The 12,345-nt window shown below is 65.7% G+C and carries 7 protein-coding genes; 2 read left to right on the top strand and 5 right to left on the bottom strand.

Annotated features, from left to right (window positions below):
• Window positions 1-7 precede the first annotated feature (7 nt).
• Window positions 8-1,576: a peptide chain release factor 3 gene (locus HNP71_RS07365; RefSeq protein ID WP_183266243.1), complete on the top strand. Its 1,569-nt coding sequence runs from the start codon at window positions 8-10 to the stop codon at window positions 1,574-1,576.
• Here HNP71_RS07365 and HNP71_RS07360 read toward each other — a convergent pair.
• The 3 genes from HNP71_RS07360 to HNP71_RS07350 all read right to left on the bottom strand — a co-directional run bounded on the left by HNP71_RS07360 (window position 1,573) and on the right by HNP71_RS07350 (window position 8,271).
• The gene (locus tag HNP71_RS07360; RefSeq protein WP_183266242.1) at window positions 1,573-2,859 is read right to left on the bottom strand and encodes a putative bifunctional diguanylate cyclase/phosphodiesterase; all 1,287 of its coding nucleotides are present in this window, start codon (window positions 2,857-2,859) and stop codon (window positions 1,573-1,575) included. The two genes, HNP71_RS07365 and HNP71_RS07360, sit on opposite strands and share 4 nt — an antisense overlap.
• 133 nt (window positions 2,860-2,992) lie before the next feature.
• Window positions 2,993-6,490 (bottom strand): translocation/assembly module TamB domain-containing protein, encoded by a 3,498-nt coding sequence (locus tag HNP71_RS07355; RefSeq protein WP_183266241.1) that lies wholly within the window; start codon window positions 6,488-6,490, stop codon window positions 2,993-2,995.
• The gene (locus HNP71_RS07350; protein WP_246344118.1) at window positions 6,490-8,271 is read right to left on the bottom strand and encodes an autotransporter assembly complex protein TamA; all 1,782 of its coding nucleotides are present in this window, start codon (window positions 8,269-8,271) and stop codon (window positions 6,490-6,492) included. Before HNP71_RS07350 ends, HNP71_RS07355 begins: the two co-directional genes overlap by 1 nt.
• Window positions 8,272-8,604: 333 nt before the next feature.
• Between HNP71_RS07350 and HNP71_RS07345 the strand changes: the two genes are divergently transcribed.
• Window positions 8,605-9,825 (top strand): Hint domain-containing protein, encoded by a 1,221-nt coding sequence (locus tag HNP71_RS07345; RefSeq protein WP_183266239.1) that lies wholly within the window; start codon window positions 8,605-8,607, stop codon window positions 9,823-9,825.
• A gap of 59 nt (window positions 9,826-9,884) precedes the next feature.
• Here the strand turns inward: HNP71_RS07345 and HNP71_RS07340 are convergent, their stop codons facing one another.
• A complete protein-coding gene (locus HNP71_RS07340; RefSeq protein WP_183266238.1) occupies window positions 9,885-10,853 on the bottom strand; it encodes an RluA family pseudouridine synthase in 969 nt (322 codons plus the stop codon).
• Complete coding sequence (locus HNP71_RS07335) at window positions 10,850-12,166, bottom strand: replication-associated recombination protein A (RefSeq protein WP_183266324.1); 1,317 nt, start codon at window positions 12,164-12,166, stop codon at window positions 10,850-10,852. The genes HNP71_RS07340 and HNP71_RS07335 overlap by 4 nt, the downstream gene beginning before the upstream one ends.
• Window positions 12,167-12,345 lie beyond the last annotated feature (179 nt).

Below are 12,345 nucleotides of genomic sequence, written 5' to 3'. Positions count from 1 at the left end.
GGCCGCGATGGACCAGGCCCTCCCGATTTCCGAAACCATTCCCGGCGTGCCGCCCCGGCGCACCTTCGCCATCATCTCGCACCCGGACGCTGGTAAGACCACGCTGACCGAGAAGCTGCTGCTGTTCGGCGGTGCCATCCGCGAGGCGGGCATGGTGAAGGCCCGCCAGGACCGCCGCCAGACGCGCTCGGACTGGATGAAGATCGAACGCCAGCGCGGCATTTCGGTGACGTCCTCGGTCATGACCTTCGAATTCGGCGGCGCGGTGTTCAACCTGCTGGACACGCCGGGCCACGAGGACTTCTCCGAAGACACGTATCGGACCCTCACGGCGGTTGATAGCGCCGTGATGGTGATCGACGCGGCCAAGGGCATCGAGCTGCAAACCAAGAAGCTGTTCGAGGTCTGCCGCCTGCGTAACATCCCCATCACCACCTTCATCAATAAGGTGGACCGCGAAGGCCAGAACCCGTTCGAGCTGCTGGACGAGATCGCCGACACGCTGGCGCTGGATATCTGCCCGATGGTCTGGCCCATCGGCATGGGCGGGCTGTTCAAGGGCTGTTACGATCTGCGCAACGACAAGCTGGTTTCCGCCCGCAAGCCGGGCGAGGACGCGGCACCTCACGATTTCGCCATTCCGGCGGACCAGAAGGCGCAGCTGGATGAGGATGTGGAGCTGATCCGCGCCGCCTTCCCGGCATTCGACCAGCAATCTTATGCCGAGGGGCATCTGACGCCGGTGTATTTTGGTTCGGCGCTGAAGGATTTCTCGGTGCGCGAATTGCTTGAAGGGCTGGTGGCCAACGCGCCCCCGCCGCAGCCGCGCGAGTCCGATACGCGCGTGGTGGAACCCGGCGAGACGCCGGTGACCGGCTTCGTGTTCAAGGTGCAGGCCAATATGGACCCGCAGCATCGTGACCGCATTGCCTTCACCCGCATCTGCTCGGGCAAGTTCACGCGCGGCATGAAGCTGACGCATTCGCGCACCGGCAAGCCGATGGCGATCCAGGCGCCGATCTTCTTCTTCGCGCAGGACCGCTCGCTGGCCGAGGAGGCTTACCCGGGCGACATCATCGGCATCCCCAACCACGGCACGCTGCGGGTGGGCGATACGCTGACCGAGGGCGAGAAGCTGCGCTTCACCGGCATCCCGGACTTCGCGCCGGAAATCCTGCGCCGCGTGCGTCTGGCCGACCCGATGAAGGCCAAGCAGATGAAGAAGGCGCTGGAGGATCTGGCCGAGGAGGGCGTGACCCAGGTGTTCCGGCCGATGAATGGCTCGGACTGGATCATCGGTGTGGTCGGCGCGTTGCAGTTGGACGTGCTGGCGAGCCGCATCGAGCAGGAATACAACGTGCCGATCGCCTTCGAGCCCGCGCCGTTCGATACCGCGCGCTGGATCTTCTCGGAGGACACGGCGCGTCTGAAATTCTTCATCGAGGTGAACAAGAGCGCGATGAGCGAGGACCGCGAAGGCTCGCCCGTGTACATGGTGCGCAATAGCTGGGAGCTGAACCGGATGAAGGAGAACTTCCCCGAGCTGACATTCTCCGCAACGCGCGAGCGGCGCTAAGCGAGGGCGGGGGCCTGGTTCAGCTTTAGGGCCAGGGCGGTGGGGTCGATTGGCGGGCTCATGTAGAAGCCCTGGCCCTCGTCGCAGTTCCAGGATTTCAGCATGGCGTAGGCTTTTTCGGACTCTATGCCCTCGGCCACCACGCTGTAATCCAGCTCATGCGCGAGGTCGATGAGCGAGCGCACGACCATGGCGGCGCGCGGGTCGGTGGTGATTTTCTGGATGAAACTCTTGTCGATCTTGATGATGTCCGCGGGCAAATGCGTGATGTAGCTGAAATTGGCGAAGCCGGTGCCGAAATCGTCGAGCGCGATGCGGATGCCGGTGGCGCGCAGGGCGCGCAGCTCCTCGAGCACCACGGGGTCGTTGCTGACCAGCACGCCCTCGGTGAATTCAAGTTCGATGCGTGAGGGCTCGACGCCATAGCAATTCAGCAGCTTGGCGACTTGTACCGCAAAGCCGCGGCGGGCGAGGTTGCGTGGCGAGACGTTGATGGCGGTGTTCAGCCGCAGCCCCTTGGCGGCCCATGCCCCAGCCTGAGAGATGGCGTGATGCAGCACCCATTCGGTGAGCGGGTGGATATGCGCGGTGGCTTCCGCCAGCGGCGCGAACTCGGCGGGCGGGACATTGCCGAATACCGGGTGGCGCCAGCGCAGCAGCGCCTCGGCGCTGGTGGGCTCGCCGCTGGCCATGTCGTATTTCGGCTGGAAGTGCAGATAGAGCTGGTCGTCCGCCTTGATGGCGCTGGTGAGATGCGTGAGCAGCAGAAAGCCGCGCTGATGGGCCGTATCGGTCTTGCGGTTATAGCGGGCCCAGTCCCGTCCGGTGTCCCGGCAGTCCCGCGCAGCGGCGAGCCCGGCGCGGAGCACGAAGGCGGCGTCGGCATCCTGGCAATCGGCCACGCCGAGGGCGATGTCCGCCGTGACGGGAATGCGCCCGCAGGTGAGCGGCTTGTTGAACTGGTCGTTGATCCTGTGCAGCAGATCCGGCATGGCGCCGAAGGGCATGATGAAGGCGAAGCTGAGAATGCTGATGTGGTAGATGTCGATGGCTGGGGCCATCACCTCGGTCAGTCGCACGGCCCCGGCGCGCATGAAGTCCTCCGCGTGTTCATGCCCGATGGCACGCAACAGCTCATCGAACTGCTTGGGGTCGGATAAGGTGAGCATGACCAGCTGCGCTCCGGGCTTGGGCCGGTAGCTTGCCATGAATTCCATGCGGTTCGGCAGCCCGGTAATCGGGTCGAGCCGTCCCATTGGCCGATGCGTGCATTGATGATTCATGCCGTCTTTTCCGCTTATCCACTTGAAGCTTGATGCCGGGTGGGCAGCCTAGCCGGTTAATGCTTGCGGCGGAGTTAATGAACGGTATTTAATGCGGCACGGCACTGAAACGAACTGCTTATATATCAGTCGGTTAATAGTTGAACTGATAGGTTATGCCAACGCTGCTGCTCTGCCCACCGGTGGTGGTGGAGGTGCCCGTGGACGTTTGTAACTTTAACCCTTTGTAAAGATTTATTTGCACATCGGCCTGGGTGCCCTGGCCGGTGGTGGATTGGGTGGCCCCCACATATACCCCTGGCGCGACATACCGCCCCGCCTGCACGGAGGGTGCGCCGGAGCCGTTGCCACCGCCGAGGGAGAGTTCGTCCAGCCCCAGCACGTTGCGCATCTTGTCCAGCGGGTTGAGCCCAGCGCCCAGCCCGGAGAGCTGCGCCAGCGCCGCCGCCAGAGAGGCCGCCTGGAACGGGGAGAGGTTTGCCGTGCCCTCGCCGAAGAGCAACCGGGCCAGGATTTCGTCGGAGGGCAGAGATGGGCTGCTGGTGAGGGTGATGGTGGGTTTCTCGGCCGTGCCGCCGATGATGAGCGTGGCGGTGGTGCCGTCAGAGGTGGTGGTGGTGGCTTCGAGGTCCAGCGTGGGCATGAACCCGGCGCCGGTGAAAGTGATGCGGCCCTGGGTGAATTGCAGCGTCTTGCCCGCAAGGGAGAAATCGCCGCGGACTAGCTCGAACCCGCCTTGCGGCGTGGGGTTGTCGGCCGTGCCGGTGATGCGCACACGTCCGCCGAGCACGGCGAACAGCCCCTGGCCGTAGATGAAGATCTGGTCCTTGGCCCGGATGTCCAGCGCCAGGGCGATGGGCGGTGGCGGTGCAGGCGGGGGTGGCGGTGTCTCACCCGCGCGCAGGATGGTGAGCTTGGCCACGCTGGGCGGCAAGGCGTGGGGGATGTTGATCACCGCCTTGTCGAGGATAAGCTTGCCGGAGAGGGCCAGATTGCCCCGCAGCTGGCCTTGCAGGGCGAGGTCGCCGTTCAGGGTTTCCGTCACGAGGTCGGACGAGGTGGGGGTGGCGTTGTCGGCATGCAGGGCGATGTCCACCGGCATGCCTGGGGCGGCGAGGTCCAGCGTGCCGTGGCTGGTGATCTGCCCCTTACCCGCCTGGGCGGTGAGGGATTGCAAGGTGACGGTTTGTCCACTGGCCAGGAACTGCGCCTGTATATTGGTGAGGTTGAGGCCGGAGCCGATATTCTGGACGCTGCCATCGGCCAAGGTGAGCGTGCCGGTGGCGTGCGGGGAGCTAAGCGTGCCGGTAAGGTACAGATGCGTCTCGGCCTTACCGCGCGCGATGCTGCCTTGGGCGGCGATGATGGCGTCCAGCAGGCGCAGATCGACCGTGCCATCGAGATGCAGAGCGAGCCCGTTTTTGGCTTTGACCGGCACCGCGCCCTTGGCCGTGAAGGCGAGGCTGGGACCGGCATTGAAGGCGAGGTCGAGATTGGCGAGCCCGGCATTGAGGGCGGCGATGCCGGTGAGGCTGGCTGGCGGCAGGGAGGCGGCGGCTCCGGTGTTCAGGTGCAGCGCCTGCGCGTTCAGGCTGAGCTTGCCGCCTGGGTTGGCCAGCGTGCCGGTGAGGTTGGCGCTGGCGGTGATGGTGCCGGCGGCGTCCAGGCTAGGGTCGAAGATTTTGACCGCTGAAAGCGGCAGGTTCTGCAACTGCGTGGTGGCGGCGAGGGTGGGGGTGAGCGTGCCGTCCAACCCCAGGCGCCCGCCCGCCACGGCGAGGGAGAGGTGCCGGATGACGAGGCCGTTCTGGGTGGTGATGTCCGCCGGGCCAAGCAGGCTGGGGGTAAGCCCATGCCAGGATGCGGTGAGCCGGGTGAGATGTGCGCTGCGGGCGGGCAGGTTGAGCGTGGCGGCGAGGCTGGCGCTGGCGGGGAGGTTTTCCACGCTGGCGCATTGCAGCTGGGTTTGCAGGGTTAGCGCGGTCTCCGGCCCCTGGGCGTGGAGCGTGGCGTCGAGCGCGCCTAGGCTGGGCAGCCCCTGCACGCCGCTGGCGGTGGCGTCGAGCTTGAAATCCTGGCCGTCAGGGTGGGCGAGAGCGAGATGCACCGCGCCGCGTAGCTTGAGCGGCAGGAAGGGGGCGAAATCTTGCAAGGCGGTGATGGCGAGATTGGCTGTGCCGGTGGGCAGGGCCGCCCCCTTGGCGAGATGCAGGTCCGCCGTGGCGTCCAGCGAGCGCCAGCGGGCGGTGGTGATTTTTAGCGCGGCGTTATCCGCGTCGTCGTGGGTGAGGGCGGCGTCCAGCGTAAGGGGGGCGTTTTCCACCGCGCCGCTGCCGGTGATGGTGCCGGTGGGCGCGCCGGAGAGATGGGATAGGTTGAGCTTTATGTCGAACGGCGCGGAGGGAATGCCCTGGGCCGCGATGTTCCCGCCAAGTTCGGCGGCGAGGGCGTAATCGCCGGTTTTGCCGGTGATGTGCCCCGTCTCGTGGAAGGCGCCGGAGATGCCGGGAGAGAGGGCGGAGATGTCGCTGAACGTAATGCCGGTGGCAAGGTCCATGTCCTCGGCCGCGATGCGCCCGCTGGCCGTGGCGGCAAAGACTGGGCCGGTGAGCTGGAAATTCTCCAGCGTGACGGCGTTGCCGTGCAGTTTGGCGCGCAGGGTCAGCGTCTCCTGCGCGCCAAGGAGTTTGGCGAGGTTTTTCGGCGGGTTGGCGATGGCGGCCTTGCCGTCCAGCGCCAGGGTGGCGTTGTTGGCGCTCTGTCCAGCCACGGTGAGGTGCAACTGTGCGGTGCCGCCGAAGCTCTTGCCCGCCAGCGCCGCGAAGGGGGTGATGTCCGGCAGCATGAAGGTGACATCGGCGCCGGGGTGGCGCGGGGTGAGGTTGAGTGTGCCGGTGCCGGTGAGCTTGGCGCTGCCGAGCGAGGCGGCGAATGTCAGGGCAGAGGCGTCACGTGGGCCGGAAAGTGCGGCATCGATAAGTAGTGGCGCGCTGACTGAAGGCCCAGCGTAATGCCCGAGCAGCCCGTGCGGCGGTTCGGAAACATGCAGGCTGAGCATGGCGGTTTTGGGGCCGAGCGCGGCGGTGAGGTGGTATTGCGCCGTGCTGTTGGGCGTTGTGGCGTCGAGCGTTGCCGCGGCGCGGGCAAGGCCGCGCAGTGCGGCCGAGCCGTTGACGTGCAGCGCCACATTCTCGCCCGCCAGCGAGGCGGGCAGGTTGAGCGTGCCGATGGCAAGCTGGCCGAGTTGGACATGCAGGGACGGCAGGCTGACGCCGCCGCCGCCGCTCTTGCCGCTGGGGGCGGGAGCGCGGGTGATGGTGAGCGTGTTGGCGCTCAGCCGCTCCACGGCGATGGTGCCAAGCAAAAGTTGAAGCGGGCGCCAGCGGAGTTCCAGAGAGATGCCGGTGAGCCAGGGGCCAGTTTTGTCGGCGAGTGTGAGGCTGGAAAGCTTGAGGTCGGCGGGGAAATGCCCCGCGAGGCCCGTGACATGTACGGTTGGTCCGGCGAGGCTGTTGATCTCGGCTTCGGCGAAATGCCGCCCGCCGCCGGTATTGAGGGCCACGCAAAGTCCTGTCACCGCCAGCACGGGCAAGAGCAGAAGGGCAAGCAGGAGGTACAGGGCACGGCGCATTAGAAAGCCTCTCCCAGCCCGATATACAGCGCGAAGCCATTGCTGCCCGCCGTGCGGGTGAGCGGCACGGCGACATCGAGGCGGATCGGTCCGATGCCGGTGTAGTAGCGCGCGCCGATGCCCGCACCCACCCGCAGCGTGCCGGTGAAGGGAGCGTTTCCCGCGCTGACCTGCCCGGCATCGATGAACGGGACGATGCCGATGGTCTTGGTGATGTGCTGGCGGAATTCGATACTGAAGGCGTCCATGGCCGCGCCGCCTTCGGGGGTGTTGTCCGGGAAGAGCGGGCCGATGATCTGGTAGGTATAGCCGCGCACCGTGCCGGAACCGCCCGCGTAGAAGCGCTGGTCGGGCGGAACTTGGAAGTGCTGCGCGCCCTGGATGCTGCCCACCTGCCCGCGCATGGCGATGATGCCGCGCCCATCGGGTTCGACCGGCAGATACCCCGCCAGCGAGCCCAGCGCGATGATGAACATGTGGGATTTGCCGATGATCGGCATGGTGGGGGTGAGGGTGAGGGAGGCGTTGAAGCCGTGGGTGGGCTCCAGAAGGCTGTCCGATGTGTTCCAGCTGAAGTTGATGGGGAATTGCAGCAGCACATAGCTGCGGCTTACGCCCTGCTGGTCCACGCGCTCGGAAACGAAGTTGGGGCCGAAGGTGATGGTTTTTTGCGGGTCGATGGGCCGGTTGAGCGAAGCCCCGATGAGCAGCGCGCGGCGGCTATAGGCGGTGAGGGATTCCTTCAGCCACTCGACGCTGAGATTGAGAGTTTGCCCGCGCGCGTAGAAATCCGGCTTGGCGAAGGCGGTTTTCAGATCATAGCCCGCCGAGGTGGTGCCGGTGCCACCGAGATCGTTGGCCGCCGCCGAGAGGGTGAGGGTTTCGGCGTGGCCGAAGAGATCGCGGTCCAGCCAGGATGTGCCAATGCTGATGCCGGTATCGGTGGCGTAGAGGCCGCTTAAGGTTACGGCGTGGCGCTTCTGCTCCAGCGTGCGGAAGGTGATGGGCGCCTGTCCCTGGGCGTTGACCGGGGAGGGAGGTTCGGGCGTGACCGAGGAGAACACGCCGAGCCCGATCAGGGAGTCGCGCGCGGCCTGGATGGCGGTGTCGGAATAAAGCTGGCCGGTGGCGAGGGCGATGTGGCGGCGGAGGAAATCGGCGTCCATGCGCTTGAGGCCGGTGAAGGTGATCGGGCCGATATCCACGCGCGGACCGGGGTTGATGCTGTAGCTGACGTCGAGCAGATGCGTGGCCGGGTCGGCCACGGCCACGGGCGCGCCCACGCTGGCATAGGCGTAACCCGCATTGTGCAGGGCGGTGAGCAGGGCAGGCTGGGCGGCGAGGATGGGCGCGGCGAAGGCGGGCTCGCCGGGTTTGACCATGGCGGGGCGGGGGAAGCCAGGCGGCAGGCCGGGGAGGTCCACACGGCCGAGCGTGAAGCGCGCGCCCTTTGCGGGCGTGACCTGGACTTTCTCCGTTTCGCTCGACGGGGCTTGGGTGAGGGCGTCGGGCAGGGCGGGATCGTCCAGCTTCGCGCCGTTGATGGTGATGTCCACGCTGCCATCGTCGTAGCCCAGGCTGTGCAGCACGGTGAGGAATTGCTGTGCATCGGCTCGGGCGCGGCCGATGAGGGCGAAGGGCGCGGGCGGGAGTTTTTGTTGCAAATCCACCAGGGTGGAGGTCTGGCGCAGCAGGGAGTCCAGTGTAGCGTCGCCCGAGGGAGCAAAACTGACGGTATAATGCACGGGATCGGCGGCGCGGGCCGGAGCGCCGAGGAGCAAACAGGCACTTAATGTGGTTATTATCCGCCGCCGCATGGGGGGAGTTTGCCAGTTTTACGGGGTGGGAGCCAGCGTGGGCTTCAAGCAAATCCGGTTTCGGGCGGCACCACCCGGAAGCCGGCTGTGGGAGGCGGATCAAGGTCGCTGCACGGGGATGATGATGGGGTGGAAGCCATTGCCGTACGGTTTAGTATTCTATTTGGATCACGGTTATGTTACTCTATCGCCACATAAAGGACAGGTATTTTTGTCCCAAACAATGAAGTGTTGTTTAGTCGCTGTTTTTTCCGGCAACCCGGTTGGGCGCTGAAACGTAAGGGGCAGGGGGCGGTCGTGAGTTGGCGTGCTGACAAGAGTGATTTTTTGGATATTTGGCCGCTCGCCGTGGAGGTAAGCGGAATGGGTATCTGGGACCGAAATGTATTAACCGGGCAGATCCGCTACTCCGCGAACTGGTTCAGGATGTTTGGTTATGAGGGCGAGCCGCAATCGAACCCGATTGAGATCGCCTACACGCGTGTTCATCCGGAGGATCTTGAATACGTAAAGGCCACGATGCAGGCTCATTTTGAAGGCAAGACTGAAAGCTACGAGGTCGAACACCGGCTTCGTTGCAAGGATGGCAGCTACAAGTGGGTCTTGAGCCGGGGCAAGGTTGTCAGCCGGGATGATGATGGCAACGCGTTGCGGATGACCGGGACGACGACCGACATCACCAAGATCCGAGCCCCGGAAGCCATGAGCAGGGGCAAGCAGGCAAACGCCTCTTTGCCAGAACGCAGACGCACCGCCACGCGTCGGCGCAAGCTGTATGCTTACGAAGAGACGCCCGTTTTCCCGCAGCGGCGCACCCGGAGCATTCCATGCTTCACCCGCGGCACCGCGATCCTCACGCCGCGGGGGCCGGTTGCGGTCGAGGCTCTGGCAGAGGGGGATGCCGTACTCACCGTCCGCGAAAATGGCCCGTCCGAGCGGCGTGTTGTTTGGGTCGGGCAGCGTACCTTCGGGACCATGGCGTCGCTGCTGCCCGAGCGTCTGCGCCCGGTCCTGATCCGCGCCGGCGCCTTCGGCCCGGGGGTACCGGAGCGCGATCTCCGCTTGTCCCCAGACCATGCGATCTTCGCCGAGAACCATTTGATCGAAGTCAAAGACCTGATCAACGGCGTGACCGTGGTGCGCGACGCCGCGTGTCGCACGGTCACCTACCACCACGTTGCACTTGACGCTCACGACGTCCTGCTGGCCGAGAATCTGCCAGCTGAGAGCTATATAGATTGCGGCGGCCGGGCATCTTTCGCCGATTTCGTGTCGATGAACGGCGGCGCGATCCTGCTCCGCCCGGATGTCGCGGCGACGGTCGAGGCGTTCGGCTGCGCCCCTCTCGCCGAACCAGGCTCCAACGCACTGCTCAAGGTTCGCGCCCTTCTCGACAAGCATGCCAGCCGGGCAGACCATGCCCCCACGCCGATCCGGTCGGGTCGTGGCGGCCCTGGTCCTCGCCGGGAGGGACCCGCCTGGGGTGAAATGGATCCGGGAAATGGGACCGGGGGCTAAGGCGGAGTTGGGCTGTTCTGCCGTGATGGACAGAGCGGAATAGGAGCAAGACTGCCCCCTTACCGCGTGCGCTTCGGCTTTTCCGCCTCCGGCACGGTAAAGCCCAGATAAGCCAGGCCGTCGCGCATATGTTTCGGCAGCGGGGCCTCGACGATGAGGAGCCCGCCCTCGGGGTGCGGAATGGCCAGGCGGCGCGCGTGCAGGTGCAGTTGCTGGGCGAAATGTTCGGAAAAGACGCCGCCATAGACAGCATCGCCCAGAATCGGCGTGCCCAGCGCCAGGCAGTGCGCGCGGAGCTGGTGCATGCGGCCGGTTTGGGGGTTGAGCTGGACGAGGCAGAAGCGTTTGCCCGCGCGGTCCAGCACCCGGTAGTCGGTGACGGCTTTCTGCGCCTCTTTGTCCTTGCGGCTGGCGGGTTCGGCGCGGGAGGTGGTGCCGAGGTCGATGCGCTTCAGCGGCAGGTCAATGCGCCCTTCCAGTTGCTCCGGCACGCCGGCCAGCAGCGCCCAATAGGTTTTCTCGACATCGCGGCTGCGGAACGCGACGGAGAGCTTGTTCGCCACGCGCGCGTTGCGGGCGATGAGCAGGATGCCCGAGGTGTCGCGGTCCAGCCGGTGCACCAGTTTCGGGCGCTCATCGGCATCGCCTTGCAGGGCGTCCAGCATGCCGTCGATATGCACGGCGATGCCGGAGCCGCCCTGCACCGCGATCCCGGCCGGCTTGTTCAGCACGATCACGGAATCATCCTGGTAGAGGATCATGCCCTCCAGCTCCTTCAGCCGGGCCGGGTCCATCTTCACCACGTGGCGGGTGCGGGGCTTGCGCTCGGGCGGGGCGATCTCGGGCACGATCAGCGTGTCGCCGGGGGTCAGGCGCGTATTGGCCTCGGCCTTGGCGCCGTTCAGGCGGATCTTGCCGGTGCGCAGCAGCTTTTGCAGCACGCTCTGGGTCAGGCCTTCAATTTCGCGGCGGAGGAAGCGGTCCAGCCGCATGTCGGCGGTGGCGTCGGTAATGGTAAACTCGGTCATGCCTTCTCTTCGCGCAGTTTCTGCCAATAAGCGAGGCGCTTGACGATTTCCCGCTCGAACCCGCGCTCGACGGGGCGGTAGAAATCGGGGCGGCCCATGCCCTCGGGGAAGTAATTGGCCCCGGAGAAGCCTTCCTCGCTGTCGTGGTCGTATTCGTAGCCCTCGCCATAGCCGAGGTTTTTCATCAGCTTGGTGGGGGCGTTGAGGATGTTCATCGGCGGCATCAGGCTGCCGGTTTCCTTGGCGGCGCGGTTGGCCGCCCCCAGCGCCTTGTAGGCGGCGTTGGATTTGGGTGCGGTGGCCAGATACAGCACCGCCTGGGCGATGCAGATTTCCCCCTCCGGCGAGCCGAGGCGCTCATAGGCCTCCCACGCCGCCAGGGCTTGGGGCAGGGCTTGCGGGTCGGCCAAGCCGATATCCTCCGAGGCGAAGCGGGTGACGCGGCGGGCGATGTAGCGCGGGTCCTCGCCGCCCGCGAACATGCGGGCGAGCCAGTATAAAGCCGCGTCGGCATCCGAGCCGCGCATGGATTTATGCAGGGCGGAGATGAGGTTGTAATGCTCCTCGCGGTCGCGGTCGTAGAGCGCCGCGCGGCGGGAGAGCATGCGCGAGAGCTGTTCCTCGGTCAGCTCGCCATCGGGTGGCAGGGCAAAGAGCTGCTCGGCCATGTTGAGCAAGGCGCGGCCATCGCCATCGGCCATGGCGCGCAACGTGGCGCGGGCGCCCGCATCCAGCGGCAGGGGGCGGTGCATCTCCGCCTCGGCGCGGGACAGGAGCTGTTCCATCGCGTCGTCATCGAGGCGACGAAGGACGAAGACCTGGCAGCGCGAGAGCAGGGCGCCGTTGAGCGCGAAGGACGGATTCTCGGTGGTCGCGCCAACCAGCACAATGGTCCCGGCCTCGACCACGGGAAGAAACGCGTCCTGCTGGGCGCGGTTGAAGCGGTGGATTTCGTCCACGAACAAAAGCGTGACATGTCCGGCGCGCTGGAGCTTTTGCGCGTCCTCGAACACTTTCTTCAAATCCGCGACGCCGGAGAACACCGCCGAGATCTGCCGGAATTGCAGCCCCGCCTGCGCCGCCAGCAGCCGGGCGATGGTGGTTTTGCCCACGCCGGGCTGGCCCCAGAGGATGAGAGACGCCAGCGAATGGCGCTTGAGCATGCCGGTGAGGCTGCCCTCCGCGCCTAGCAGGTGGTCCTGGCCGACGATGTCGCCGAGCGTCTTCGGGCGCAGCTTTTCCGCCAGCGGCTGGGCGGCGCTGGAGGGCGGAAGTGCGGGCTCGGGCGGGCCGAACAGATCATCCTCGGACATCGCGTTCTTGTAGCCGTAAGCCAAGCAAGCCGCCACGGGGGCTTTTTCAGGTTAGGTGCAAATGCATTGCAGTTGCGTTGTAAGGCGCTTTCCGGCAAGGCTTTTTTCTGTAAAAAGAACGTATACACATTCGGGGTGATCTGAAGTGAGCGATGTGATGGCCGACCGTTCCCTGCTGG

It is taken from the genome of Acidocella aromatica (assembly GCF_014201825.1).
GTDB classification, from domain to species: domain Bacteria; phylum Pseudomonadota; class Alphaproteobacteria; order Acetobacterales; family Acetobacteraceae; genus Acidocella; species Acidocella aromatica.
This window is presented reverse-complemented; position numbering and strand designations above follow the sequence as displayed.

Coding starts and splice junctions, on each gene's coding strand:
- HNP71_RS07365 (WP_183266243.1), top strand. CDS start 8: ATGGACCAGGCCCTCCCGATTTCCGAAACCATTCCCGGCGTGCCGCCC.
- HNP71_RS07360 (WP_183266242.1), bottom strand. CDS start 2,859: ATGAATCATCAATGCACGCATCGGCCAATGGGACGGCTCGACCCGATT.
- HNP71_RS07355 (WP_183266241.1), bottom strand. CDS start 6,490: ATGCGCCGTGCCCTGTACCTCCTGCTTGCCCTTCTGCTCTTGCCCGTG.
- HNP71_RS07340 (WP_183266238.1), bottom strand. CDS start 10,853: ATGACCGAGTTTACCATTACCGACGCCACCGCCGACATGCGGCTGGAC.
- HNP71_RS07335 (WP_183266324.1), bottom strand. CDS start 12,166: ATGTCCGAGGATGATCTGTTCGGCCCGCCCGAGCCCGCACTTCCGCCC.